We start from the raw sequence: 26,022 nt of genomic DNA on the forward strand, positions 1-26,022 counted from the left end.
GGGTCAAGCTTTTTGTCATTATCAGGTGTTCTGGTCCGATTCACTTCCGGGTATGAGAGGTAAAGTTAAGGGAAAGAACATAACTTGAACATCAAACACCAAATGGAGGCGACTGGACATATGACTGCGAAGAAACTGGAAGGCAAGGTAGCGATTGTTACAGGAGGCGGCTCGGGCATCGGCCGGGCATCTGTGCTGGAGTTCGCCAGAAGCGGAGCCAAGGTGGCACTTCTGGACCGGACGGTGGAGAATGCGGAGAAGGTGGCCGCTCAGATCACGAAGGAGGGCGGGGAAGCTGCAGTGTTTGAATGCGATATCGCTGATCCGCCGCAGGTGGAGCATGCTGTGAAACAGGTTATCGAGAAGTGGGGACAGCTGGATGTGGTCTTCGCCAATGCCGGAATTAACGGGGCCATGACACCGATTGAGACGATGGACATCGAGTCCTGGGATCAGACGATTCAGATTAATCTGCGGGGCACCTTCGCCACTGTCAAGTATGTCATCCCCCATCTCAAAGAGAAGGGCGGCAGCATTCTGATCAACAGCTCGATCAACGGTAACCGGGTATTCTCCAATGTCGGGTTCTCTGCCTATAGTACGACCAAGGCGGGTCAGGTGGCTTTTATGAAAATGGCTGCTCTTGAGCTGGCCCAGTACAAGATTCGTGTAAACGCTATCTGTCCGGGAGCAATTACCACGAATATCGATGATAATACCTATCCTTCGGATGATCTTAAGGAAGTGCAGATTGAAGTGGAATTCCCGGATGGCGGGCAGCCGCTGGAGAAGGGGCCGGGGCGTCCGGATCAGGTGGCCAAGCTGGCGCTGTTCCTGGCTTCTGAGGATTCGGATCACATCACGGGTACGGAAATCTACTGTGACGGCGCGGAATCCCTCCTGCACGGCTAATCCTTCTATAAGTCACTCATCGCTCATATGATGGAATAAGTGAAGTCTTCTCTGAAGCGGACGATGTTCCTGGCCGGAGCCTCAGGCAGTACTGCCTGAAGCTCCCGGTTAGCGGGGATAGGCGTCCGTTTCTTTTGTAACCCTGGCAGCAGAAAATTTCAGTAAAGATTGCAGCGTTTTTCAGGTATACTGTTTCTATGTGCCATGACGGGCGAGAAAGGAGGAAAATGAATTATGAATATGGACCTGCTGCATATGGAGTCAATCATCAAGCTGCTTGTGGCCATGCTGTTCGGGCTGTTCATCGGCATTGACCGCCAATTGAAACAGAAACCGCTGGGAATCCGGACCAGTATGGTCATCAGCATCGCCAGCTGTCTGGTAACTCTGGTATCCATTCATGCCTATGACAAATTCGGCGGACCGGAGCATCCGAACATGGACCCGATGCGTCTGGCGGCGCAGATTGTCAGCGGTATCGGTTTTTTGGGGGCGGGTGTTATTCTGCGCAGAGGCGGAGATGCCATCTCCGGGCTGACCTCGGCGGCGCTGATCTGGACGGCTTCCGGTATCGGGATCGCGGTCGGTGCGGGCTTTTATGTAGAGGCGGGTTACGCGGTTATACTGCTTATGTTCGCGGTTAACGCCGTTCCGCTGCTTATCAAAGCCATCGGACCCGAAGTGCTGAACAAGCACGAGATCTCCATCAAAATCATTATGGAACCGAATTATATTCTGACGGATGTGATTCAGAAGATTGAGCAGCGGAATGTCATTACCGACCAGCGCAAAACACGTAAAACCGGCCGGACCATCCGGCGAATGAAGATTAAGGATCTTGAGGATGGCAGGCAGATGATCGACATGGTCGTTTCTGCGCCAGACAAGGATTATGCTACGGAAATCTATTATGATGTGAAAAAAATCGAGCATGTCATGAGTGTCGAAGTGGAGCAGCTGTAAAAATGGCATGTTGCCATTCCGGCAGATGTGGTACTCTATCTATGAGAGAGTCATTTTGATCATATGGAAGGGGATTATTGTAATGACACCGATTACAGCATTTGAAGGACACTATGAGGGAGAAGCCGCTGTCTGGCTGAAGGCCGGCCGTTATGAAGCGGCTATTCTGCCGGGCATCGGCGGGAATCTGATCTGCTTCCGGGATACTGAGAGCGGTTACCGTTTCTTGCATGAGCCTGGCGCGGAAGAGATGGAAGCGTTCAAGGCGAACCCGGGCATTCACGGTATTCCTGTACTATTTCCGCCGAACCGCTATGAGGATGGAGAGTTCCCGTGGAATGGACAGACCTATCATTTGCCTGTCAATGAAGCCAAAACCGGCAATCATCTGCACGGCTTCCTACATACAGCTGCATGGGAGGTAGAGGAATTCGGCACCGGCACAAGCGAAAGCTTCGTTACTGTAGCGATCAAGGTGGATGAGAACCATCCGTCCTATCAGTATTTGCCGTTCAAATACACGGTCAAGCTGCGCTATACGCTCGGTGAAGGCGGCCTGTCCCAGCAGCTGCTGGTCCACAATGACGGCGATGTGCTGATGCCTTGCCTGCTGGCGTTCCATACCGCGATTAATGCTCCGTTCGCACCAGGCAGCAGCGCGCAGGACTACCGTGTTAAGCTAACGATCGGCGAACGCTGGGAGCTTAACGAGCGGATGCTGCCAACCGGCAAATTCCAGGAGCTGACTGCCGATGAAGTGGCTCTGCGCGGCGAAGGATTGTATCCGTTCTACGCGTCAATGGACAACCACTACACCGCAGCCGCCCAGAATGGACGGAACCGGATGGAGCTTACCGACAGTAAGGCCGGAGTTACGCTGGTGTATGATGTGGGCACCTCGTATAAGCAATGGATGATCTGGAACAACGGCGCGACCGAAGGCTTCTTTTGCCCGGAGCCGCAGATCAACCTGGTGAACGCCCCGAAGGTGGATCTGCCTGCCGATGAAATTGGCTTGTTCGGGCTGGAGCCTGGGGAATATTGGGAGGAGAGCAGCCGGATATACGTGAAGTAGGCTTAGGCACAGGCGTCATTCCGGTGAATATTTGGACTTCCGGCCGCTGTTGTCCCCAGATTTCTTGATTTGTACCGCTTACCGCGGTGGAAATCCGGGGACAAAGGCGGACGCTACCGCTCCTACAGTTCCAAAATCCCCCTCCAATCCTTGGCCTAATTAGTTATTATCCTTTTCAGTCTATCCCGCTGGGATGAGAGTAGAACATAAAGAAGAGAGCAGCGCCTGATGTTTGGATGCTGTTCTTTTTTTGGCGTTGTGCCCATTTGGCTACTAAATTTTAAGGCGGTTTTAAGCTAAAAGGCGTATACTACTCCTTTAACAGTTAGGAGTGAATGAACTTGTCACGGTTATTGCCATCGAAGCGTTTGTCGTATTTATTGATCATTTTGCTGGCTGTGGGATTTGGGCTGAATTTGTTTTTGCAGGCTGCTTCTTTTCGGATGGATGTGCTTCATGCATTGGAGTGGGTTGGCGCTTATCCTTGGCTGTATTGTACCGGAAGTCTGTTTATTTTCTTCATCCTGCTCTTAAGCTCAGTGATTGTGCCGAATGCGTATGCGGGGCCGGCGGTGGTCTCGGCGCTGTTCGTGCTGCTGGGGATTGCCAGTGATCAGAAGCTGGCTACGAGAGGCGAACCGCTGTTTCCGTGGGATCTGATGCTGCTGAAGAATGCCGAAGGCATGAGCAAGATTACCAGCGGGATGATCTCTCCGTTTGCTATAGTGACCGCTGTTCTGCTGGTTGCCGGTCTGGTCCTTGTAATTATTAAGCTGCCGAAGAACCGGATCAGACTGTCCTTGCGCGTGACGCTGGCGGGAATATCTGTGGGGCTAAGCGCGTGGTTTCTTGTGCTGGTCACCGGTCAATCTCCTGTCGTTGCAGCAATGAGCTATCAGAACATCTTCTGGAACCAGAAGGTGAATTATACGCAGAACGGGTTCGTCTATGCGTTCGCCGGGAATCTGCGGCAGAGCCTGATGGACAAGCCGGAAGGCTACAGCCGTGAAGCGGTTGAAGCGGTAGCTGCCAAGTATTCGGCATTGCCGGAGGCACCGGTACAGGCCACGCCAGGGGAGCAGCCGAACATTCTGTTTATGATGAATGAGGCGTTCTTCGACCCTACGCGCCTGCCCGGATATACGCTTAGCGAAGATCCGCTGAAGTTCATCCATGGGGTGGCGGGCCAGACGCCGTCCGGTTATTTGCTGTCCCCGGAATTCGGCGGCAATACGGCTAATGTGGAGTTCGAGGCCCTGACCGGGCTGTCGATGTATTTTCTGGGGGATGGAACGATTCCTTATCAACAGCGCATCGTCAAAATGTCCTCCCTGCCGTCGATCGTCAGTATTCTGAAGGACAGAGGGTATGAGGCACTGGCGCTGCATCCGTTCGATGATACCTTCTATAACCGTAACCGTGTCTATCCGGTGCTGGGGTTCGACCGCTTCACAAGTGAGAAGGATCTGCCGGACGCTGACCGCCTGACTCCAGAGGGGTATGTCTCGGATAAAGCAGCTGTACAGGAGGCGGTCCGGCAGCTTCAAGCGGCATCGGGCCCGGCATTCCTGCATCTGGTGACGATGCAGAATCATTTTCCCTTCACCAAAGGCCTGAACGGACCGAATACCATCACCGTTCAAGGCGGACTGCCAGAGCAGAAGGATGAGCTGGAGACTTATGTGCAGGATACCAAGCTGACAGACGAGGCCATGGCTTATCTCCAGCAGGAGCTGCTGAAGATCAAGCGGCCCACCATCGCGGTGTTCTGGGGAGATCATCTGCCTGCGCTCAGCGCCGGGATCTATACCGCAGCAGGCTGGGATCAGGAGCCAAGGCTGAAGCATGAGACGAAGCTGCTGGTACTCGCTAACTTTGAGATCGGGAAGGAGCCGCTCGGGACGCTTAGCCCGGCCTTTCTCGGCCCTGCGGTCTTCCGGTTATCCGGGCAGACGCTGCCGGCCTTTTATAAGCTGCTGGAGCAGGTGCGGGCGGAAATTCCGGGACTTAGCAAGAAGGTGCTAATCGGGCCGGGCGATACCGGAATTCTGAAGGAGCTGACCCCTGAGCAGCAGGCGCTGCTGGATGACTACCGTCTGGTCGAATATGACCTGCTGGAAGGGGAGAAATATGCGGAGTCGCTGATGTTCTGAGCACTCCGCCGTGGCTTAGCGCAGCCCCACATCATGGAAGCGGTTCTCAATCGGCTCCCGCAGCAGCAGACGAATGGACTGGATCGCTGCGGTCTCGATACGCTTCGCTTCCCGGAGGAGCGGAATCAGGCCCTCAGCATTAATGGAACATGGAGCCTCTGCAGCTTGTACGGGCCTCTCGTTAAGAGCGTCTGTAATTTCATTATAGACAGCGGCTAGAGCCGTATAATGTTCGGCAATCCCTTCAAGCTCGGGCCAGTACAGGCTGGCTTCCCATGCGTAGGCTGCCGTATCCTGCTTCATTCCTGCATAGAAGATCAGCGTCTCATAGGCTCCGGCAGCATCATAGGTCTTCTCCGCCAAGGCCTCCAGCATGGCATCATAAGCCTTAAGGCCGCAGGCATATTGCGGTTCCGGCAGCATCGGATCATGAACCTCTGCCTTGTACACCGCTTGAATGAAGGACTCTCTGATTACCTGAAGCCTATCTTTCGGGACCTGACCTTCATAGATCTGGCCGTACCAATAAGGTGAATCATTCCTCCCGAGCTGCTCGTAAGGCAGTTCGTGCTCAGCGGCTGAATTCAGCTCCTTGTAATAAAAGAGCTGCTGCTCATCATCACAGCGGGTAATCACTACGAACCGGTCCTTCCAGCAGACCACCCCGGTGCCCTGCTTAAGTGATTGACGGATTGCCGCAATGGCCTGCTTCTGATAGAGAGGGAAGGTAGGACTGAAGTTAAAGCCTGCACCCTGCATGGCGATAAGGCCGATCAGATCTGCCGCTACGAAATGTTCAGCCGCCCAGTTATAAGCTGTAGCTGAATCCGGGTGAAGCTGCCTGTGCACGGACAGGCGGAAACATAAGGCCGTCATGCCGGACAGCATATGGACGGGCAGGCTGAACCAGCCTTTGGCCGAGAGGACCTGGTGCATGGCATCTGCAAAAGAAGAAGAGAGCGGCACACGCTGCTGATCCGTAGCGGGTGAAGCTTGTTTGTTATGATAATCACTCATCGTGCGGTATGCGCCCCCCATCTCGGCAGTGTGGACCGTTTCCGGTCCGGGTACTGTTCTGAAATTATCCGAACCAATTGCATGGCCCGCTCCTCCAGCTCCAAGGCCTTCTCCAAAGCAGAGCAGAGGGAAGGAAGCTGTTCCTGGTTCAGCAGCTTGCCGCTGTTCTTCTCAGAGATTGCAGCCGCGAGCGGTCCCCTCAGCCCCTCCACCAGCTCAGCATACAAGTGCTGAACCTCCTCCAACCCCGGCAATACGGACTGAACCTCCTGCAGATAAGCGGAGATCTCGGTCCGTGAAGTCATGTACGATTCAAGGATGTAAATAGCGCCGTAGCTGTCGAATCCGCCCTGCTGAAGCGCCCGGATCAGGAAGCTGTAGGCCAGGCGGCCTGAACCGAGGCTTAAGTCAGGAAGTGTTTTGTGAGGAGTCTCCCAATCCTCCAGCGCAAGCCGCAGCGACTCCAACACAGCTTCATGCAGCGGAATGTTCACCCCATCCCCCACATACTGGTAAAACCAGAAGGGCGTGAAGTTCAGGCCGAAGTTATCATACAGCACAACCTGCGTCTCACCGGACCAGCCATCCTGTACATAGAACACCCGGTCATCCTCATCATAACCATGAATCACGCCGAATTCCGGTATCCAGTAGATGCAGGCCCGGCTGCGGTCCAGACTCTGCTTGACATTGTCAATGGCGATCCGTTGATACTCCCCGAACGAATCATGTCTGGTTCTTCCGCCGTCATATTGGAAGAAGATGCCGAGGTTATCGGCGGCCGCACTATGCTCTGTGCCCCACTGCCCATAAGCCGTAACGGATAAGGGGAGGAGCTTCTCGTGTACGGTGAATTTGAAGGCCATGCCGCTTAGCCCGGAGAGCATGAATTTCGGACTCTCGAATAAACCGGCGGCAGTCACTACGGCATAGAGCGCATCGGTAAAAGATTTGGATTCACGCTTCATCTGAACGTCAAGAATTACGCCTGTTCGCTTGCTCACTGTTCATTCTCCTGTTCATCCAGCCGTCTCACTGCAACCTCACAGATGCTGCGGAGCTTGTCCTTCAGCCATTTGGGAGACAGGAGGGCACTCCACTCCGAGTGGAGCAGATGTGCAATGAACGCGCTGGTATCATAAAAATCAACCTCATAGACATGCTCAGCAGCAGCACGGAGCCGATAACCACCCCATGAGCTGTCCTGAGGTACTTGGTTAATACATATTCTCGCCGTGAATGGCTTCAAGGGTCTGGCCTGCTCCGCCGGTGCCGCAGGGCCGTCTTCTCCGGCTGTGAAGACCCTGCCGGTCAGCGTTAGCTGACGGATGCCGGACAGGCTGAAATACTCACTCCGGCCATCGCCCTCCATAGCGGCCTCCAGATAATCTTCCTCCACCCGCCGGCTTAGCCGCAAAGGGCAGAGATACAGCTCCTGCGAAGTGTCCTCCCCGGCAAGGTAGAGAACATGGACCACCCTGCGGGCCGAGATCGCCTGCTCCAGCATCTCCATCATCTGTATGCGGTGGGCATTCACTTCAAAGACAGGCAGCTTAAGCTCCCTGTCCGTAAGAGGCTGCTCCGTGAACCGCTCCAGCAGCCCCCCGACCTTGCGTATACTCTGGGCATTCTCATAATCATAGTGGCTATACCGGTAAGCCAGATATTTAAGCACCCGCTGCTCCTCGTCCGTAATGTACAGATGAGGCAGCACGAAGCTGTTGTCCTCGTATATATATCCGCGCTGCTTCGCCACATACCGGAGCGGAGCCCGCAGCGATTCTGTCAGGTATTCAATATCCCGCTGGGCTTGGCGCCTGGAAATCTCGAACTGCTCCGCCAGCTTGCTGCTGTTCGGATACGCCAGCTGGCGGACCTGCTGGTCAAACCACTGAATCCGGTGAATATGGCTCATGCTGCTCCTCCCGCTCCTTTCAGTAGCTTTCAGTATAGCTCCTGATGATTATGAAGACCAGCGGGACAACTTCCCTGAATAAGAAAACAAGGATGCTCCCTGCTCCCATGCACGAAGCATGAAGCAGGGCAGACATCCCTGTATCGCCTTACTTGGTTGCTGCGTCCACTCTAACCTGCGTGGCTTTGTCGCAGCGCTTGCAGACCTTTAGGGCGGTGCCGTCGGATTTTATTTTGGTGTAGAGCAGCTTGATCCGGGTGGACCCGCAGACCGGGCAGGTGCCGCGTCCGCGGGAAGGGAGGGTCCAGAGTACCCGTCCGCGTTTGGTTTTTGACATTCTTGTAATCCTCGTTTCATTGAATTGATGGTACTTGTCCAGTATAGAACAATCGGTACGACATAAAATGTCGTAGCAGATAACGATCTTTATCTATAGGCTCTGTAACGTAATTGACGGAACGGCTGCCAAGCCAGTAGACTAGATTGGTCATAGATGGAAGAACCTGGGGCCTGTGGGCCTTCGGCATTCATTGTTATGAAAGGGGTTACATATGTGAAAAAGCTGTGGCTCGTCTATGTGCTGTTAATCGGCATCTTCGTGCTCTACGTGCTGAATTACAAGCAGCAGGGAAAGGCGGCAGACCCGTGGGAGACTACCGGACTGCGCGGTAATATTGAGGACAAATATGTGATGGTCACGTTCCAGATCGGCATTGATTACTGGAAAAGTGTGCTGAAGGGCTTCGAGGATGCCGCAGAGGAGCTTAATGTATCCGTCGAGTATCACGGCTCTACCCAGCATAACGCGAGTGAACAGATGACGGTGCTGGAGCAGACCATCGCCAAGAAGCCGGCGGGAATTGCCATCTCGGCCGTGAATTCCAAGCTGCTTACAGCGACGATTAACAAGGCTGTGGAGAGCGGCATTCCGGTAGTGCTGTTTGATTCGGGAGCGGAGGGCAGCAAGGCGTATTCCTTCCTGGGAACGGACAATTATAATGCCGGAACGAAGGCGGCGCATAAGATGGCCGAGCTGACCGGGGGCAAGGGCGAGGTCGCCATTATCACCACACCGGATCAGCATAATCACCAGGAGCGGACGGACGGCTTCACGGATACCATCCGCAGCAAGTACCCGCAGATGAAGCTGGTGGCGGTCAAGGATGGGCGGGGAGATCAGGTGGCCTCCAGGGAGGCTGCCGAGCAGCTGCTGGTGCGTTATCCGCAGCTGGCAGGGATTTTTGCCACGGAAAGTAATGGCGGTATCGGGGTTGCGGAAGCCGTGGAAGCCGCCCCTGGCAGCGGACCGGTCCCGCAGATTATCAGCTTCGATACGGATAAAGGCACACTCGATCTGGTGAAGGAAGGCAAGATTGCCGCAACCATGGCCCAGGGTACCTGGAATATGGGTTATTGGTCGCTGACCGAGCTGTTTCATCTGCACCGTGATCTGGAGGCTGACCCTGAGGCCTATGCCAATAACAAGCCCCTGCCTGTCCCCGATTCTGTAGATACCGGAATTGATGTGGTCACGCGGCAGAATGTGGACAATTATTATGCCAAATAGGCGGCAGAGGGGGAGCCTGTGATGCGCAAGGCCGGCGTGAGCATGGAGAAGCTGAAGCTGAATAATATGCCAATCCGCTATAAGCTGATTATTCACTTTTTGCTGATTAGCATTCTGCCTTCTATTGGACTGGGGCTGTTGATTGGCTGGACGGTGGACCGGATCGTGGAGGAGCAGAGCACCGAGAACACGATGCAGCTCATCCGCAAGGTGAATACCGCCATTGAGAGTGATGTGGAGAATCTGCAGAAAATTACATACCTGATCTCGTTCGATCCGGGCGTCCAGAAGTTCCTGAAGGGGGCGCCGCCGGTTCCGGCACAGCCGGACCCCGCAGCGGGCAACGGGGAATCGGCGGAATACAATATCCGCAAATTTCTGCAGGGCTTCACCACGCTCAGCTCGGAGATTGCCGGCATTATGCTGGTTAACCGTGAAGGCGATTTCATCAGCAACGAGATGTATACCCGTTCCGGTACCCGGCTGACGGAGGAGAGCTGGTACAAGCAGGCGGCAGAGAATAAGGGGATCTTCCTGATCGTCGGGCATCCGTATGGCCGTGCGGTCAGGTCCCATGTGGACTATAAGGAGAGCGAGGTGGTCTCTGCTGTGCGGGCCATTGTGAATCCTGAGACGCAGGTGGTCCAGGGCGTGGTGCTGGTGGATCTGAAGCTGCGGGTGATCGCGGAGACGGCTAGAGATGTCACGCTCGGCAAGACCGGATATCTGACAGTGGTGGACAATCGTGGAGAGATGATCTACGCGCCGCAGCATCCTTTAATGCGTACCATCCCGGCAGGTCTGTTCACCGAGTCCTCGGGCATTACCTCGGAGACGGTAGACGGCCGCAAGCTTCAGCTGATCTACCGGACCTCGCCGTTTACCGGCTGGACCACGATGGGCGTGTTCCCGATGGATGAGTCGGCTTATGGAATCCGTGAGATTACGTTCAATGTTGTTACCTTTGTATTTGTAGTCTGTATGCTGGGCATGACCGCATCGTTCTATCTGGCCTATTCGATCTCCCGTCCTATCGGCCAGCTGGCTTCCTTCATGAGCAAGGCGCAGTCCGGCGATCTGACGATCCGCTACTGGGGCAGCCGTTCCGATGAGATCGGGCTGCTCGGCCGCAGCTTCAATACAATGCTGGCCCAGATTGGCCGGCTGCTATCCCTGACCGAGCTTCAGGCGCGGCAAAAGCGTGAGGCGGAGCTGCGCAGTCTCCAGGCGCATATCAAGCCGCATTTTCTGTACAATACGCTGGATACGATTCACTGGATGTCCCGCAGCAAGGGAGCGGAGGATATCGCCGAGGTCGTCCAGTCCCTCTCCAGGCTGTTCCGGCTGGGCTTAAGCAAAGGGAGCGATATCATACCGCTCTCCGATGAGCTGGAGCATATCGTCAGCTATCTGAAAATTCAGCATGTCCGTTACAGCACCAAGCTGACGTATTCCATTGAATTGGAGCCGCACTTACAGGAGCTGTATGTGCTTAAGCTGCTGCTGCAGCCGATGGTGGAGAACGCGATCTATCACGGCATCAAGGAGCGGCGCGGCCCCGGACACCTCTCCATTGCAGTCGTGGAACGGGACAACGACCTGTATCTTACTGTACGTGATGATGGGGCAGGGATGTCTGAAGATAAGCTGAAGGAGCTCAGGCGGCGGCTTGAAGCGGTAGGTACAGAAGAACTGGAGCGCCCGGAGACGGAAATAGCTGTAACAGGCACCGCGGGAAGCGGCTACGGCATATTGAATGTGCAGGCGCGGATCAGGCTGACCTATGGAGCGCCGTACGGTATCCAGATAGAGAGCGGGCCGGGTCAGGGAACTCTTGTAACGGTGCGTCATCCGGTTGTTCGTGAGAGTTACCCAGAGAAGCAATAGGATAGAGGAGGATGATCTGTACATGATGGACAAATGGAAAGTAATCATTGCCGATGATGAGCGTATTATCCGGGAGGGCATCCGGCAATGCGTGGACTGGGATAGCCTGGGTATGGAGGTGACGGCAGAGGCAGAAGACGGGGAGGAGGCGCTGGAGCTGGCTGTGGAGCATGCCATCCATATCGCCCTGGTGGACCTGAACATGCCGATTATGCATGGCATGGAGCTGATGAAGCGGCTGCGGGAAGCGCTGCCCGGCTGTAAGATTATTGTAATCACCGGCCACGATGAATTCGCTTATGCGCAGGAGTCGATCCGGCTGCAGGTGAATGATTATATTCTCAAGCCTGCGGAACCGAAGCAATTGATGCAGGTGCTGCGGGGCGTCCGCGATGAGCTGGAGTCCGAGCGGCAGCAGAGCCAGCATCTGGAGCAGGCTTCCCGGCAGCTGATGAAGAACTTCCCGCTGCTGCGCGAGCGCTTCTGCCAGGAATGGCTGGACGGTAATCTGAGCCAGGCGGAGATCCGGGAGCAGCTGCAATTCCTCAAGCTTCCGCCGCAGCGGCCGGAGCTGATCGGCATCATCCGCTGGAGGTGGGAGGGCCAGCATCCGGCGATGATGGAGAAGGAGCGGCAGCTCTTCTTATTCGCCATAGAGAATATCGCCGCCGAACTGTTGGACCCGTATCCCAAGGTGATGTTCCGGGACGCCGCCGGGTTGATCGTTATCCTGCTGTGGGATGCCGCAGGGGAGCGCATCCTGGCCGGAGTGGAGGCCGCGGTGCGCAGCCATCTCAAAATCGCCGTTGAAGTCGGCACCCGGCTGATCCAGGGCGAGATTACAGAGCTGGCCGCCGCCTACCGGAGCTGCCGGGTGGGGCTGGTCAAGGAGCAGCCGCTGTCCCCGCTCGTCCGCCGGGCGAAGCAGCATATCCAGGAGCATTACAGCGAATACGGGCTTACCCTGGAGGCCACAGCAGGCCTGCTTCAAGCCTCTCCGGTCTACCTGAGCCGCTTGTTCAAGCAGGAGGTGGGCGAATCCTTCGGCGCATATCTGACCCAGACCCGTATCCGCCGGGCCGCCCAGCTTCTGCATTCCACCGAGCTCAGTATTAACGAGGTGGCAGAGCAGTCAGGCTATGAGACCCAGCATTATTTCAGCACCGCCTTCAAGAAGCAGACCGGGGTGGCGCCGATGCAGTTCCGTAAAGGGGTGCAGGCTGAGGTACGCAAGTAACTGAAGATACTGAATTAACAGTGGGGGAATGCTTCAGCAGCCATCTATAGGCGCGACGCATTCCTTTTTATATATATAAAGTTGAAATTTCACAAAAACAGTAGTCTCAGTGTAAATACGGCACCTGCCCCCGGTTGCTATACTCGATCTGTCACACGGGAACACCTGTGGAAGACATCAGAATAGTTCAGGGGGTAGTGCAGGAATGAAAAAATATTCAATGATTACGCTTCTGCTAACACTGGTACTCATCTTATCTGCATGCGGCAACAGTGGTAATTCATCCAGCAGCGCTGGCAGCTCTTCCGGCGGCGGGGACACATCGAAGGGCAAGGTGGGCATTGCGATGCCGACCAAATCTTCGGAGCGCTGGGTGAATGACGGCAACAACATGGTCAAGGAGTTCGAGAAGCTGGGCTACGGGACGGATCTGCAATATGCGGAGGATGTTGTCGAGAATCAGGTCTCACAGATTGAGAACATGATCACCAAAGGTGTGAACGCGATTGTAATCGCTTCAATTGACGGCGAGGCGCTGACGGATGTGCTGCAGAAGGCGCATGACGCCAACGTTAAGGTGATCGCTTATGACCGTCTGATCAAAAAAAGTGAATTCGTAGACTATTATGCGACCTTCGATAATTTCAAGGTGGGTGTGCTGCAAGGCTCTTACATTGAAGAGAAGCTTGGCCTGAAGGACGGCAAAGGCCCGTTCAACATCGAGCTGTTCGGCGGATCGCCGGATGACAATAATGCCTATTTCTTCTTCGATGGTGCCATGTCGATTCTGAAGCCTTACATTGATTCCGGTAAACTGGTGGTCCGCAGCAAGCAGCTTACGATGGATAAGGTAGCTACGCTGCGCTGGGACGGCGCTGCCGCCCAGTCACGGATGGATAACCTGCTGAGCGCGAACTATGCAAGCGATAATCTGGACGCCGTCTTGTCCCCTTACGATGGCATCAGCATTGGTATCCTGTCTTCACTCAAGGGTGTAGGCTACGGCTCCGGCGACAAAAAGCTTCCGGTGGTTACCGGACAGGACGCCGAGCTGGCTTCCGTGAAGTCCATTCTGGCCGGAGAGCAGACCCAGACAGTATTCAAGGATACCCGTGAGCTGGCCAAGAAGGCAGTGGAGATGACGGAGAGTGTGCTGAAGGGGACCGAAGCTGAAGTCAACGATACTACCACCTACGACAACGGAGTCAAAATCGTCCCGTCCTACCTATTGGAGCCGGTCTCTGTGGATGCGGCCAACGTGGATAAAGTGCTGGTGGACGGCGGGTACTACACCAAAGAGCAGCTCGGAAAATAATAATCCGCAGCAATTTCTCGCGGTTAACCGGCGGCGTCTAACAACGAAAATGCTGCCGGAGAACCGCTGCACAGTCACAAGGAAAGCTGGGTGAGAGGCACATGAGTGAAATTATTTTGGAGATGAAAGGCATTACCAAGACATTCCCCGGCGTCAAAGCGCTCTGGTCAGTCAATCTGCAGGTGAAGGCAGGCGAGATCCACGCCCTCTGCGGAGAGAATGGGGCAGGCAAGTCCACGCTGATGAAGGTGCTTAGCGGAGTGTATCCGCACGGGACGTATGAAGGGGATATCTATTACCAGGGGCAGGTATGCCAGTTCAAGGATATCAAGGACAGCGAGGGCCTGGGGATCGTCATTATCCATCAAGAGCTGGCGCTGATTCCGTATTTGTCGATTTCGGAGAACATCTTCCTCGGCAATGAACAGGCCAGACGCGGGGTGATCAACTGGAACGAAACGACGGTCAAGACCAAGGCGCTGCTAACGACCGTCGGCCTCAAGGAATCGCCGTTTACGGGAGTCTCTACGATAGGTGTCGGCAAGCAGCAGCTTGTAGAGATCGCGAAGGCGCTCTCCAAGGAAGTGAAGCTGCTCATTCTCGACGAACCGACAGCGGCGCTGAATGAGGATGATAGCGAGAACCTGCTGTTGCTCATTCTGGAGCTGAAGAAGCAGGGGATATCCTCGATTATCATTTCCCACAAATTGAACGAAATCGAGAAAATAGCGGATTCCGTCACGATTCTGCGGGATGGACAGACCATCAAGACCCTGGATATGAAACAGGATGCCGTTACAGAGGATGTCATTATCAAAGGCATGGTCGGGCGTGATCTGACGAACCGTTACCCTGAGCGCACACCGGATCCGGGCGAGACGATCTTCGAGATCCGGGACTGGAATGTCTACCACGAGACACAGGCGGACCGCAAAATGCTGGATCAAATTAATCTCCACATCCGGCGGGGTGAGGTGGTCGGCATTGCCGGGCTGATGGGCGCAGGGCGCACGGAGCTGGCGATGAGTGTGTTCGGCAAGTCCTATGGCAAGCGGATCAGCGGCCAGACTTTTATGCACGGCAAGGAGGTACACCTGAATAACATCAGCCAGGCGATAGAGCATGGGTTAGCCTACGTGACCGAGGACCGCAAGCATTACGGGCTGATCCTGATCGACGATATCAAGCGGAACATCTCGCTCAGCAGCCTGAAGAAGCTCTCCCGCCATGGTGTCATTAATGAGAACGAGGAGGTACTGGTCGCAGAGGAATACCGCAAGAAGCTGAACATCAAGACCCCCAGCATCCTGCAAAAAACAGTGAATCTCAGCGGCGGCAACCAGCAGAAGGTGGTACTCAGCAAATGGATCTACGCCCAGCCGGATGTGCTGATCCTCGATGAGCCTACACGGGGCATCGATGTCGGGGCCAAATACGAAATCTATTCCATCATCAACAGCCTTGCCGCAGAGGGGAAGGGCGTGCTGGTCATCTCTTCCGAGCTGCCGGAAATTATCGGGATGTGCGACCGGATCTACACTATGTGTGAAGGGCGGATCAGCGGGGAAGTGGAGCGGAAGGACGCCACGCAGGAGCTTTTGATGAAATTTATGACACGAAGCAGGGGGTAACACCGCATGGGAGCCATTAGTGAACTGTTCAAAAAAAATATCCGCCAATACGGCATGATCATTGCCTTGATTTTTATTTCGGTGTTCTTTCAAATTCTGACCGACGGCATTCTGCTGAAGCCGCTGAACGTGACCAATCTCATTCTGCAGAACAGCTACATACTGGTGCTGGCTATCGGGATGGTGCTGGTAATCATCACTGGGCATATCGACCTCTCGGTCGGCTCGGTAGCTGCCTTCATCGGTGCCCTGTCGGCCATTATGATGGTGGATATGGAGCTGAATCCGGTGCTGGCCGTAGTCATCTCACTGCTGATGGGCGCGCTGGTCGGGGCCTGGCAGGGCTTCTGGGTCGCTTATGTCAAAATCCCGGCGTTCATCGTGACCCTGGCGGGCATGCTGCTGTTCCGGGGACTGACGATGATCGTGCTGAACGGGCAGTCGATTGCGCCTTTCCCGAAGACTTTTCAGAAGATCAGCTCCGGGTTCATTCCCGATGTTGCGAGCGGGGGTTCGCTGAATGTACTGACCCTGATCATCGGTGTTCTGCTGTCGCTGCTGGTGATCTATCAGGAAATCCGCAGCCGCCGGATCACGGTGAAGTACGGTTTTGAGCGGTCTCCAATCTGGATGTCCGTTGCCAAGGCTGCTGCGCTGGTGATTGTCATCAACCTGTTCACCTATGTTCTGGCGCAATATAACGGGATTCCTAACATTCTTGTGATTCTGATGGTGCTGATCGTGATGTACTCCTTCGTCATGAACCACATGACCATGGGGCGGCATATCTATGCCCTGGGCGGCAATGAGAAGGCGGCCAGCCTCTCCGGCGTCAAAACCAAACGGGTGACCTTCTGGGTATTCGTTAACATGGGTGTACTCGCTGCCCTGTCCGGTCTGGTCTTCGCGGCCCGCCTGAACTCGGCTACCCCTAAGGCCGGTACGAACTTCGAGCTGGATGCTATCGCTGCCTGCTTCATCGGCGGAGCCTCCGCGTCCGGGGGAATCGGAACCGTAGTCGGTGCCATTATCGGCGGTCTGGTCATGGGCGTCATGAACAACGGGATGTCGCTCGTCGGCCTCGGCGTAGACTGGCAGCAAGGGATCAAGGGACTGGTGCTGCTGCTTGCTGTAGGCTTTGATATCTATAACAAGTCGAAGACAGCCTGATATAAGATAGAACCGGGCCGGAACTGCTCCAGAGGGAGCGGCTCCGGCTTGCCTGTCGTACAAGTTCTCCCGCACAGCTTGCAGCATACGGCTCTGGCATGGATAATAGCACCTAAGGTGCTTTATATTTCATGTTATATAGATTGAACTAAAATTTAAGTTAAAGGAAAAGTGGCGGAGGGGAATTTTGGAACTGGAGGAGCGGAAGCGACCGCCTTTGTGTTTGAATTTCTACCGCGTAATGCGGTTTAATTTAGGAAATTCAAACACAACAGCGGCCGGAAGTCCAAAACTTCTCTGGAGTCACGGCTAATCCCAAAACATAAAAACCATTAGTTCAATTTATATAGTACAGGAGGCTACAGATGCAGATTATTGCCATGCTGACCATGCTGATTGACCATGTCGGCCTGATCTTTTTCCCGGGTGAGCTTGCCTGGAGATATGTGGGGAGAATTGCCTTTCCGATCTACTGCTACGCGCTGGCGCAAGGCTATATCCATACCTCCTCCAGACCCCGCTATTTCCGGCGGCTGCTCGTCATCGCTGTGCTGGCACAGATTCCGTACAATCTGGCGATTCATCCGGGAGGCTGGAACGTCGTATTCACCCTGCTGATCTCAGCGCTGGTCCTTGCCCTGCTTGATAAGCTGCCGAATCTATGGACGGGTATTCCGGTAGTAGCCGTGGCTGTGCTGCTGATGGATGCTTTGCCGCTCGACTACAACGCGTACGGCCTGCTGCTGGTGCTGATCTTCCGTTATACCCGTTCTTACGTGCTGGTGCTGGCGCATTTGGCGCTGAATGTATTCTATCTGTTCTATTATAATTGGCTGGTGCAGATGGCCAGCATTATTCCGACCCTTCTGATTGCGCTGACTCCGGGTTTTTGGGTGCTGCTGGAGAAGAAGCGTCTGCCGCGCTGGGTCTGGTGGTGCTTTTATCCGGCCCATTTAGCAATACTTGCGTTGGTAAAGTTTCTCTTTTTCAAAGAATGGGTATTTATAGAATGGCGGAGTTTATTTAGCGTATGAGGGTTCATCATTTCCAGGTGCTGTATTTACAAATCCATGCTCCTCTGAGATGATGGGTACGTTGCCAAATTATGAGCTAGAGGAGACATGCTATGAAGAAAATGAAAGCAAGAACCAAATGGCTGGTGCCGATTCTCGCCCTGCTGCTGATTCTGTCAGGCTGCCAAGCGGTTGGCGGCTTCGATGTCAATAAGGCACTGCTGGGGGATCTGGATGTCAAATCCTCTGAATCCAGCACTACGATGACCCTGAACGCTGTTCCTGCAGCAGGTATCACCGCAGAGGACAAGGAAGTTATTGATCTTATTAATTCCTTATCGCTTACGCTCGGCCATGTGAAGGTTCAGGATAACGGCAACGTCTCGGCCACGGGAGTTGTGGGTTACAAGGAGTTCAAGATTCCTTTCTCCCTCTTCACGGACCAGAAGAACCTGGTCTTCACCGCTGAAGGCGCGAAGCAGCCGTTCTACATGCCGCTTCAGAGCAATGAAATGTTGCTCGGTCTGGAAGCAACCGATCCGGCCAAGACCTTGGAATTCACTAAGCTGGCCTCCCAGTTTGTGATCAAGAATCTTCCGAATCCGGGTGCGATCACAGTGACATCCGTTAATGAATCCGTATACGGCCAGCCAACCAGCTTGACGAAGCTACATACGGAAATTACAGGGGAAGAGCTTCCGGTATTGCTTAAGAGCTTCCTGAGATCTGTGTCGAAGGATACCGAAGGCTTCACCGCTCTGATTAGCGGTCTGTATGATTACATGTATCCGCTCATCAAAGACAGAGCTGAAGATCTGAACAGCATCGGTCTGGGCGATATTCCGCTGGAAGACAAAGAAGGGGTAGTCACCGTAGTGCATGATGCAGCCAAGCTGGCTGTGGATGCTCTCCTGCTGGTCTATGACAAGCAACTGGAGAACCTCTATGAATCGACCCCTGAACTCAAGACTGTTCTCGGCAAGGATACGAAGCTGACTGCGGATATCTTCGTAGATAACGGCTTCCATGTCCGCAAACAGAACATCGACTTCAATGTTGCTCTTCCGGCCGATGAATATCTGCCGCTGCAGAGCATCAGCATGAAGCTGGTGTCCGAGACCTGGAATGTGAACGGTCCGGTAACGGCTGATCCAATCAGCACCGTGGGTGCAATTGATTATTCCAAGGGTGACCTTACTCCAGGGGAAACGCTGAGAAACTTCGATGCCAATTCATCCGTCTATAAGCTGCTCAAAGAGGAGATGGCAATTACCTCCAAGAGCCTGATGATCGCACCGGATGACGATTACTATTATCCGGTCGTGAAGAATGGTACTACCTATGTACCGCTGCGCTATGTGGCAGAGGATCTGGATGCTAAGGTAGAGTGGGATGGACCTAACAAATCGATCAAGGTAACTGACGATGTATACGGCGATCAGCTCGTATTCAAAATCGGTTCCGCGCAGGCACAAATTGCCGGCAAGACCGTGAAGCTTCCGCTAGCAGTATTCGTAGATGAGTATGGAGATGCTAATGTGCCGCTGCGTGTATTGGCTGAAGGCCTGCATGCTACGGTTGAAGTAGATGATGACGGCTATATCTGGATCGAACGTCCGTAAGAAGTACAGTTATAGTCAACAAACCGGGACCCCTGAGCAATCAGGCGGTTCCGGTTTTTTTGTGTGCGGGAGTTAGCGGGTCTTGCCTTGACAATATAGGTTTATTGCAATAGACTTAACGTCATTAGGTCTACTGCAATAAACTTATAAGGAGTGAACAGGATGGAGCCCTACAAATTATATGATGCCGAATATAAATTCGCTTGCCTGATCTGGGATCATGAGCCGATTAATTCTACAGAGCTGGTGAAGCTGAGTCTCTCGGAACTGGGCTGGAAGAAGTCCACGACCTATACCGTATTGAGAAAGCTATGTGAGCGGGGAATTCTCAGAAACGAGGGGGCCACGGTCACAGCTATCATCCCGAAGTCGGAGGCGCAGCGGCATGAGAGCCAGACGGTAGTGGACAAAGCCTTTGGCGGGTCGTTGCCGCAGTTTTTGACTGCTTTTCTCGGGGATAAGAAATTGTCCGCGAAGGAAGCGGCGGAGCTGAAAAGGATTATCGAGGAGGCCTCCCGATGACGGACCTGTGGATCAGCATTCTGAATATGAGCGTTACAGCCAGTTATGTAGCCGTGGCCGTCATGCTGGCAAGAGTCCTGCTGCGGCGCGCGCCCAAGATCTTCTCCTATATCCTGTGGTCAGCCGTAATGATCAGGCTGATCCTGCCCGTCAGCTTCACTTCAAGCTTCAGTATCCTGAGGCTGGCAGGGCAGCCTGCAGGCTCGCCCGGCACAGGGCAGCTGCAATTCGTTCCGCAGCATATAGGGAAGCAAGCGCAGCCTGCATTGGACACCGGAACAGGTTCAGCAGGAAGCCTGTGGAACAGTCTGTCTCCGCCGGTAGCACCGTCGGCAAGCGTGAATCCTGTGCAAGTCATCCTGTGGGCCGGCAGTATGATCTGGCTGACAGGTGTTATAGTCCTGCTGCTGTACAGCGTGATCTCTTACCTGAGAGTCATGCGCAGTGTCCGTACAGCAACAATTGTGAAGGGGCATGTCTTTGAGACGGACCAGATCATGACTCCATTCGTATTCGGCTTCTGGAAGCCAAGGATCTACATCCCGGCCGGGATGAGTGAACAGGAGCTGTCCCATATCCTGCTGCACGAGCAGACTCATATTAACCGGCGGGATTACCTGATCAAGCCGCTGATGTTCCTGCTGGTCATTCTCCATTGGTTCAACCCGCTGATGTGGCTGTCTTTTGTGCTCATGAGCAAGGATATGGAGATGTCCTGCGATGAAGCGGTGATCCGGAAGCTGGGTCCGCAGGTTAAAAGGAGTTACTCAGGCTCCCTGCTTGGCTTCTCATCCCGCCGGAGCGGTCTTATGACCGGCAGTCCGCTGGCTTTTGGAGAGAGCAGTGTAAAGGCGCGGATTAAGCATATTCTTGCTTACCGCCAGCCGACCTCGGGGAGTGTAGCCGCTTTTACCCTCGTTCTTGTGATCCTGCTGATTGGATGTACGGCTAATCCCAAGCCTGTGCAGCATCCGTCGCAGCTGTTATATTCCGGTTATACGGTGGATCAGCTGCTGGAGAGCAAGACAAAGTATATTGGCGACGCCAGCAAGGTCACAGCGCTGCTTGGTGCAATGCCGCTGCCGCAAGGACTGGAGAGGGCAGGCATTGAGCTGACAACCGGCTCCCGGCCGTATGAGTTAACCATCAATTATACAGTGAACGATATTAAGGGAATGTGGAATGATGAGCTTCAGGCGTTAAGCCGGGACCCTCTCCTGAAGAATTCGGTCCTGCTGTTCACCCTGATTGATAACGCGGATATTATTAATTACTCACTTGCGGATGAAGGGATAACTTACAGCTTCACGTTCGCCAGAGAAGAGATAGATAAGCTGCTTGGAGAGGATGTCCGCCCGTATGGAGCGGATGAAGCAGGTCTTCGTAAGCTGATCGACCGGCTGGATAGTGTCAAGCTGACTCCTTAAATGCCGATTTTTACAGAATCCTGCTTACCGCCCTGGATGGTTGTAGTAGCCGGTGCGGCGGGTGGAATGGTGATCGGGTGGTGACTTAAGCGTATAACTCATGGAATGCTCCATATTGAACTGGCCTTTGCTTAATTGCGAGGTCAGTTTTTTTGGTATACAGCCAGATGCATCATCCTTTCGTAGCATTGTAAGCCCATAGATCATGTGATAAAATAATATCAGATGGAATTGAAAAAGGTAACCAAAATCATTTGAGGAGAGGAAGAATCAAATTGAGTCAAAATGATCTAAAAATAGGTATTTCCAATAAAGAAGGTCAATTAGGCTTCATGTCCGCAAGAGGAGGTCCCCGGGAGGGGGCGGGCCGTAAGAGCATAGGTGTAACGAAAAAAGTCTCGGTTACCTTAACTAATGAGCTTTGGCAGAAGGTCGAACAGCATTGCACAGAGCATAAATTGTCCCGGTCGGAGCTGATCCGATCTCTGATTGAGTCTAGTAATTTATAATGTAACTTATGGAAATGGGTGAGGCCAGTGCAGATCAACGTAAGCAAGGATACTATTCTCAAAGCCCTTCAGCTAGTGCTAAAGGCTGTACCGACAAACCCTCTGATTCCCATGCTGGCAGGGGTTCATATACGAGCTCTAACCAACGAACTGATAGTTACCGCAAGCAATAACAGTATGACTATTCAGTACCATATTCCCCAGGAGAATACCTCTTTGACGGTTCAGAGAATTGGGGAAGTAGTTGTTCCGGCAAAGTATTTCTGCGAAGTTATACGTAAGTCTGACTCCGGTATGATTACTTTAGAAGTCGACAGATCCTTAATGCTCACCATCTCCTCAGAACATACAAGAATACGGTTATCCTGTATGAATGCTGTGGATTATCCGGCCATACACTCTGCGGAGAATCATCCTGCACTCAAACTAGTCGTTAATAATGATCAGTTGAAGTCTTCCATCCAACAGGTGGCAGGATCGGTTTCTTTATCAGAACAAAGACCTGTTTTAACAGGGGTTTCTTTTCGGTATCGAAATCACAGACTTCAGTTAACGGCTACTAACGGTATCCGTCTGGCTTCCCGGACTATAGATGTGGAACATGATGCTGAGATGGAGAGGCATATTATTGTTCCTGGCAGAAATTTAGTTGAAGCGGTTAAAATCATGGATGGCGAGGACAGAACAACAGAAGTTGAAGTAAGTAACCATCATGTTAGATTCACAGCTAACAATATTTTGGTTCAATCTGCTTTAATTGAAGGGGAGTACCCGTCCCTGCACCATGTGATTCCGCACACTTTTATATCAGAGATTACAATTGGAACAGCTCCTCTGTTAAAAGCCGTCGAACGGACGACGGTATTGGCCAGCGAAAGTATTATAAGGTTAGAGACCACTGCCGACAGACTACGTTTGTCATCCCAAACCGCAGAAATCGGAGATATTGAGGACGAGGTATCTATACTAGAGAAGAACGGGGAGGATTTCACGATCTCGCTAAATGGAAAGTATGTTGCAGACATCCTGCATGGTACGAGTAGTGAGTTCATACGCTTGAGGTTCGCCGGCAAAATGAGCCCAATAGTCATACACCCGTTGAATGATCTTTCTTCAACTTTTTTTCTAATTACTCCAGTGCGGACTGCAAAGTAAGCGTAAGGCATAGCTCTGTTATCCGTAAAAAAAGCAAAAAGAAGCGGAGGGGAAATTTGGAACTGTAGGAGCGATAGCGACCGCCTGAAAGCTTTCCGTAGGAAAGCTCGCATCGGAAGCATCAGCAGTCACCGGATTTCTACCACGAACAGTGGTTTATATTAAGAAATCTGGGGACAACAGCGGCCGTAAGTCCAAATGTTCACCGCAGCGACGACCCAGCTTGGATTTCAAATCTTAACTATGTACCAATTCGCACAAGGAATTGCCGAACGTAAGGGAGGCTTTGCTGTCTGCTATTGTGTAGTCAGAACCATCTCCAGCGAGGTATTGCTCACTTCTGCATGCTCCGCCATACTGCGGATATATCCCGACATGAAGCCGCCCTCCATACTCTCCCACAGCTTGAATCCCGGCATCGCCCGGATCTCCTCCAGCGAATCAGCAGCGTTCCCGGCAAAATACTTCACGTTCAGCTTCGACATCACCTCAGCCATCGACTGCTTCTGCGCCTCCGTGAAGCTGCTCTCCTTCAACCGGTTCATCGCTTTGTCATATGAGTTTTCTGCGAAAATCTGCTCCGCATACGCCTTGAAGTTCAGCAGGTGCGGATCGGTCTTGTGGTTGGCCTTGGCCCAGCCGTCAACATCTACTTGAGCGGTGTGGTAGGTCACGGCCCGTGAAACGGGATCGAAGGTCATTCTGCCGTACTGGTGCGGATTCACCGCCATGGCGCTTGTAGCAATATCATAGACAGGCAAGGCCGGATCTATCGAGGCTTCCGGAGGATCGCGGCGGATATCCTGCATATGAATATGCCCGGATAATACCAGGTTTAGCCCACTCTTGCGAAAAGCCTTCATCGTCTCCTGGCTGTTGTTGAGCTTGAAACCGGATACGGCCATGGAGGTATGGCTCAGCAGATTATGATGCATCACTGTAATAATCGAAGCATGCTCCTGAGCGGCCAGCTTCACATTGTCATCGATCCAGGCAAGGGTGGACGGCAGCAGGCGCCCGTCGGTCTGCGGAAAATTATATTCTTCGTTATGTGCATACTGGGCACTATCAAGCATTAGCAGCCACAGGCCCGGAGCGGCCTTCACCACATAGCTTAAGCTGTCCGCATCCCGCGAGACCGCCTCGTTATATCCGAAATCGTCATAGATGCGCAGGAAATCCTCTACATTAATATGCTTGGCAACGATCTGCTTGTCACCGTCGAACGATCTGGCCCAGGGGTTGTTGATATCATGGTTGCCCGGAGTCACGTAGACGCGGGTTCCGGCAGCCTCCATCCGGTGCAGCTTCGCAGCCAGCTCCTGATGACTGTCCGCTTCCCCGTTATTGGTGAGATCTCCGCTCAGAATGAGAAAAGCCGGCTTGTTCTGTTCCACATCCCGGACCAGAGCTTCGGTCAGCTCATCGCTGTAAGGAAGCATTTTGCCATCGCCGCCTGTGACATAGGTCTGGAAGGCCTGACCGCCGTCCTCCAGGGATTTGTCCAGATAATGCGTATCGGTCGCGACCCAGAAGGATACAGGTTCTCCGGGTTCTATAGCAGGGGTCACGGCCTCAGCAACTGCTGGAACAGCGTTCAAGGCAGAAGAAGCGGAGTCTTCACACCCGCTGAGGATGAGGGTGGAGGAGAGGAGCATCATTAAGGTGAGCTTTACCGCATGGGTTGTGCGGTTATGAAGAGAGGCGCGCATGGCTTAACCTTCTTTCTGTATTTTTGGCTGAACCATTGTAGCTTATTTATGAGGGGGTTGTATATACGATATGTTAGCCGTTGTTTCTAAACCTCTATAATAGCTTATAGAAAATAGTGGAAGGTGCATAATTGAAGGCAATTCAGCGACACTAAGAGCGGATATACAAAATAAAGCGCTGGTACAGGAAAAACTTGTGAATGATGTGTTGTATTCAGACCGGAACAGTGTTATGATTAAAAAAAGTAAGTTACTTAATTAAATGGAGGTAGTTATTTTATGTCTAAGACTTTTTTTGAAGCGGTAAAAGGCAGACGTTCCATATACGCCATCAGTAAAGAATCCCCAATCTCTGATGAACAAATTCAGAAGATTGTAGAAGAGGCTGTTCTACATAGCCCAACTTCCTTCAATTCGCAAAGCTCCAGAGCTGTAGTATTGCTGGGCGAACAACATGATAAGCTGTGGGATATTACTGCAGAAACCCTGCGTAAGATCGTTCCTACTGAACAATTCGAAGGCACGGCTCAGAAGCTGTCCTCCTTCAAGGCCGGTTACGGCACTGTGCTCTTCTACGAAGATCAGGCAGTAGTGAAGCACCTGCAGGAGAACTTTGCACTGTATGCTGAGAACTTCCCGATCTGGTCCAACCAATCCTCAGGGATTCTGCAATACGTAGTATGGACTGCCTTCGCCGAAGAAGGTCTGGGAGCATCCCTTCAGCACTATAACCCGCTGATCGATGATGAAGTGAAGGAGACCTTCGGTATTGCTGCGGACTGGAAGCTGATTGCCCAGATGCCATTCGGCAACATCTTAACCCCTCCAGGCGAGAAGGAATTCCAGCCGATTGAAGAACGTGTGAAGGTAATCAAGTAAGGAAACCCTGCGATAAGCAGTTTAGAACCTCCCTGATCCGGCTAATTATGAATATAGCCCGTTCAAGGAGGTTTTTATAATGCCATGGGATAAAGATAACTATCCGGATTCACTGAAGAACTTCATGGCCCCCGTTCGCAACAAAGCGGTGGAGATTGCCAACGCCCTGCTGGAAGAAGGCTACGAGGAGGGGCGGGCTATCGCCATTGCCACTGCACAAGCCAAGGAGTGGGGCGAGAATCACGATAAGCAGATCCGCAAAAAGGATCACTGACCGTTCAGCGTGGGCTCCGCTGGTAAGGCGTCCATCTGGACATAAGCAAAGAGGACAAGCGGTTATC

At 53.1% G+C, this 26,022-nt stretch carries 22 protein-coding genes; 17 read left to right on the plus strand and 5 right to left on the minus strand.

Annotation, left to right across the window (positions count from 1 at the left end; translation table 11 throughout):
- The first annotated feature begins 120 nt into the window (after window positions 1-120).
- The 4 genes from MKX51_RS12595 (at window position 121) to MKX51_RS12610 (ending at window position 5,103) form a co-directional block, all read left to right on the plus strand.
- The gene (locus tag MKX51_RS12595; protein ID WP_340992594.1) at window positions 121-912 is read left to right on the plus strand and encodes an SDR family oxidoreductase; all 792 of its coding nucleotides are present in this window, start codon (window positions 121-123) and stop codon (window positions 910-912) included.
- Between the two features lie 240 nt (window positions 913-1,152).
- Entirely contained in the window at window positions 1,153-1,875 is a 723-nt protein-coding gene (locus MKX51_RS12600) for an MgtC/SapB family protein (RefSeq protein ID WP_340944578.1), read from the plus strand.
- Between the two features lie 82 nt (window positions 1,876-1,957).
- Window positions 1,958-2,950 (plus strand): aldose 1-epimerase, encoded by a 993-nt coding sequence (locus tag MKX51_RS12605; RefSeq protein WP_340941304.1) that lies wholly within the window; start codon window positions 1,958-1,960, stop codon window positions 2,948-2,950.
- Window positions 2,951-3,291: 341 nt separating this feature from the next.
- On the plus strand, window positions 3,292-5,103 hold the full coding sequence (locus tag MKX51_RS12610; protein WP_340992595.1) for an LTA synthase family protein: 1,812 nt from the start codon (window positions 3,292-3,294) through the stop codon (window positions 5,101-5,103).
- A gap of 15 nt (window positions 5,104-5,118) precedes the next feature.
- Here MKX51_RS12610 and MKX51_RS12615 read toward each other — a convergent pair whose 3' ends face one another.
- The 4 genes from MKX51_RS12615 to MKX51_RS12630 form a co-directional block, all read right to left on the minus strand.
- Window positions 5,119-6,120, minus strand: a complete 1,002-nt coding sequence (locus tag MKX51_RS12615; RefSeq protein WP_340992596.1) for a hypothetical protein — start codon at window positions 6,118-6,120, stop codon at window positions 5,119-5,121.
- Window positions 6,117-7,124, minus strand: coding sequence for a hypothetical protein (locus tag MKX51_RS12620; RefSeq protein ID WP_340992597.1), 1,008 nt, complete (start codon window positions 7,122-7,124; stop codon window positions 6,117-6,119). Before MKX51_RS12620 ends, MKX51_RS12615 begins: the two co-directional genes overlap by 4 nt.
- Entirely contained in the window at window positions 7,121-8,035 is a 915-nt protein-coding gene (locus tag MKX51_RS12625) for a helix-turn-helix transcriptional regulator (RefSeq protein WP_340941299.1), read from the minus strand. Before MKX51_RS12625 ends, MKX51_RS12620 begins: the two co-directional genes overlap by 4 nt.
- Before the next feature lie 148 nt (window positions 8,036-8,183).
- Entirely contained in the window at window positions 8,184-8,372 is a 189-nt protein-coding gene (locus MKX51_RS12630) for a hypothetical protein (RefSeq protein WP_340941297.1), read from the minus strand.
- A gap of 216 nt (window positions 8,373-8,588) precedes the next feature.
- Here MKX51_RS12630 and MKX51_RS12635 point away from each other — a divergent pair, with 216 nt between their 5' ends.
- The 11 genes from MKX51_RS12635 (at window position 8,589) to dnaN (ending at window position 23,090) form a co-directional block, all read left to right on the plus strand.
- Window positions 8,589-9,602, plus strand: coding sequence for a substrate-binding domain-containing protein (locus tag MKX51_RS12635; RefSeq protein WP_340992598.1), 1,014 nt, complete (start codon window positions 8,589-8,591; stop codon window positions 9,600-9,602).
- Between the two features lie 21 nt (window positions 9,603-9,623).
- Window positions 9,624-11,489: a cache domain-containing sensor histidine kinase gene (locus tag MKX51_RS12640; RefSeq protein WP_340992599.1), complete on the plus strand. Its 1,866-nt coding sequence runs from the start codon at window positions 9,624-9,626 to the stop codon at window positions 11,487-11,489.
- A gap of 22 nt (window positions 11,490-11,511) precedes the next feature.
- Window positions 11,512-12,726, plus strand: coding sequence for a response regulator (locus MKX51_RS12645; RefSeq protein ID WP_340992600.1), 1,215 nt, complete (start codon window positions 11,512-11,514; stop codon window positions 12,724-12,726).
- Between the two features lie 205 nt (window positions 12,727-12,931).
- A complete protein-coding gene (chvE, locus tag MKX51_RS12650; protein WP_340992601.1) occupies window positions 12,932-14,041 on the plus strand; it encodes a multiple monosaccharide ABC transporter substrate-binding protein in 1,110 nt (369 codons plus the stop codon).
- Between the two features lie 101 nt (window positions 14,042-14,142).
- Window positions 14,143-15,672 (plus strand): multiple monosaccharide ABC transporter ATP-binding protein, encoded by a 1,530-nt coding sequence (gene mmsA, locus MKX51_RS12655; protein WP_340992602.1) that lies wholly within the window; start codon window positions 14,143-14,145, stop codon window positions 15,670-15,672.
- Between the two features lie 6 nt (window positions 15,673-15,678).
- Entirely contained in the window at window positions 15,679-16,842 is a 1,164-nt protein-coding gene (gene mmsB / locus MKX51_RS12660; protein ID WP_340941290.1) for a multiple monosaccharide ABC transporter permease, read from the plus strand.
- Window positions 16,843-17,207: 365 nt separating this feature from the next.
- Window positions 17,208-17,876 carry a TraX family protein gene (locus MKX51_RS12665; RefSeq protein ID WP_340992603.1) on the plus strand — a complete coding sequence of 223 codons (669 nt, stop codon included), beginning with the start codon at window positions 17,208-17,210 and terminating at the stop codon, window positions 17,874-17,876.
- A 92-nt stretch (window positions 17,877-17,968) separates the two neighbouring features.
- Window positions 17,969-19,477, plus strand: coding sequence for a copper amine oxidase N-terminal domain-containing protein (locus tag MKX51_RS12670; protein ID WP_340992604.1), 1,509 nt, complete (start codon window positions 17,969-17,971; stop codon window positions 19,475-19,477).
- A gap of 162 nt (window positions 19,478-19,639) precedes the next feature.
- Window positions 19,640-19,999: a BlaI/MecI/CopY family transcriptional regulator gene (locus tag MKX51_RS12675; protein ID WP_340992605.1), complete on the plus strand. Its 360-nt coding sequence runs from the start codon at window positions 19,640-19,642 to the stop codon at window positions 19,997-19,999.
- Window positions 19,996-21,426, plus strand: a complete 1,431-nt coding sequence (locus MKX51_RS12680) for a M56 family metallopeptidase (RefSeq protein ID WP_340992606.1) — start codon at window positions 19,996-19,998, stop codon at window positions 21,424-21,426. The genes MKX51_RS12675 and MKX51_RS12680 overlap by 4 nt, the downstream gene beginning before the upstream one ends.
- A 536-nt stretch (window positions 21,427-21,962) precedes the next feature.
- Complete coding sequence (gene dnaN, locus MKX51_RS12685; protein ID WP_340992607.1) at window positions 21,963-23,090, plus strand: DNA polymerase III subunit beta; 1,128 nt, start codon at window positions 21,963-21,965, stop codon at window positions 23,088-23,090.
- Between the two features lie 296 nt (window positions 23,091-23,386).
- On the opposite strand, the gene MKX51_RS12690 is transcribed toward dnaN, so the two are convergent.
- Window positions 23,387-24,802: a metallophosphoesterase gene (locus MKX51_RS12690; RefSeq protein ID WP_340992608.1), complete on the minus strand. Its 1,416-nt coding sequence runs from the start codon at window positions 24,800-24,802 to the stop codon at window positions 23,387-23,389.
- A gap of 279 nt (window positions 24,803-25,081) precedes the next feature.
- Between MKX51_RS12690 and MKX51_RS12695 the strand changes: the two genes are divergently transcribed.
- Both MKX51_RS12695 and MKX51_RS12700 read left to right on the plus strand, forming a co-directional pair.
- Window positions 25,082-25,681, plus strand: a complete 600-nt coding sequence (locus MKX51_RS12695) for a nitroreductase family protein (protein WP_036729316.1) — start codon at window positions 25,082-25,084, stop codon at window positions 25,679-25,681.
- A 79-nt stretch (window positions 25,682-25,760) separates the two neighbouring features.
- Window positions 25,761-25,955: a DUF2188 domain-containing protein gene (locus MKX51_RS12700; RefSeq protein ID WP_340941281.1), complete on the plus strand. Its 195-nt coding sequence runs from the start codon at window positions 25,761-25,763 to the stop codon at window positions 25,953-25,955.
- Window positions 25,956-26,022: the final 67 nt, after the last annotated feature.

The sequence above is a fragment of the Paenibacillus sp. FSL M7-0420 genome, from assembly GCF_038002345.1.
GTDB lineage: Bacteria > Bacillota > Bacilli > Paenibacillales > Paenibacillaceae > Paenibacillus_AQ.

What these genes read in the sequence shown, in the direction of transcription:
- MKX51_RS12595 (WP_340992594.1), top strand. Translation starts at nt 121, where the DNA reads ATGACTGCGAAGAAACTGGAAGGCAAGGTAGCGATTGTTACAGGAGGC.
- MKX51_RS12600 (WP_340944578.1), top strand. Translation starts at nt 1,153, where the DNA reads ATGGACCTGCTGCATATGGAGTCAATCATCAAGCTGCTTGTGGCCATG.
- MKX51_RS12605 (WP_340941304.1), top strand. Translation starts at nt 1,958, where the DNA reads ATGACACCGATTACAGCATTTGAAGGACACTATGAGGGAGAAGCCGCT.
- MKX51_RS12615 (WP_340992596.1), bottom strand. Translation starts at nt 6,120, where the DNA reads ATGAGTGATTATCATAACAAACAAGCTTCACCCGCTACGGATCAGCAG.
- MKX51_RS12625 (WP_340941299.1), bottom strand. Translation starts at nt 8,035, where the DNA reads ATGAGCCATATTCACCGGATTCAGTGGTTTGACCAGCAGGTCCGCCAG.
- MKX51_RS12630 (WP_340941297.1), bottom strand. Translation starts at nt 8,372, where the DNA reads ATGTCAAAAACCAAACGCGGACGGGTACTCTGGACCCTCCCTTCCCGC.
- MKX51_RS12640 (WP_340992599.1), top strand. Translation starts at nt 9,624, where the DNA reads ATGCGCAAGGCCGGCGTGAGCATGGAGAAGCTGAAGCTGAATAATATG.
- MKX51_RS12645 (WP_340992600.1), top strand. Translation starts at nt 11,512, where the DNA reads ATGATGGACAAATGGAAAGTAATCATTGCCGATGATGAGCGTATTATC.
- chvE (WP_340992601.1), top strand. Translation starts at nt 12,932, where the DNA reads ATGAAAAAATATTCAATGATTACGCTTCTGCTAACACTGGTACTCATC.
- mmsA (WP_340992602.1), top strand. Translation starts at nt 14,143, where the DNA reads ATGAGTGAAATTATTTTGGAGATGAAAGGCATTACCAAGACATTCCCC.
- mmsB (WP_340941290.1), top strand. Translation starts at nt 15,679, where the DNA reads ATGGGAGCCATTAGTGAACTGTTCAAAAAAAATATCCGCCAATACGGC.
- MKX51_RS12665 (WP_340992603.1), top strand. Translation starts at nt 17,208, where the DNA reads ATGCAGATTATTGCCATGCTGACCATGCTGATTGACCATGTCGGCCTG.
- MKX51_RS12670 (WP_340992604.1), top strand. Translation starts at nt 17,969, where the DNA reads ATGAAGAAAATGAAAGCAAGAACCAAATGGCTGGTGCCGATTCTCGCC.
- MKX51_RS12675 (WP_340992605.1), top strand. Translation starts at nt 19,640, where the DNA reads ATGGAGCCCTACAAATTATATGATGCCGAATATAAATTCGCTTGCCTG.
- MKX51_RS12680 (WP_340992606.1), top strand. Translation starts at nt 19,996, where the DNA reads ATGACGGACCTGTGGATCAGCATTCTGAATATGAGCGTTACAGCCAGT.
- MKX51_RS12690 (WP_340992608.1), bottom strand. Translation starts at nt 24,802, where the DNA reads ATGCGCGCCTCTCTTCATAACCGCACAACCCATGCGGTAAAGCTCACC.
- MKX51_RS12695 (WP_036729316.1), top strand. Translation starts at nt 25,082, where the DNA reads ATGTCTAAGACTTTTTTTGAAGCGGTAAAAGGCAGACGTTCCATATAC.
- MKX51_RS12700 (WP_340941281.1), top strand. Translation starts at nt 25,761, where the DNA reads ATGCCATGGGATAAAGATAACTATCCGGATTCACTGAAGAACTTCATG.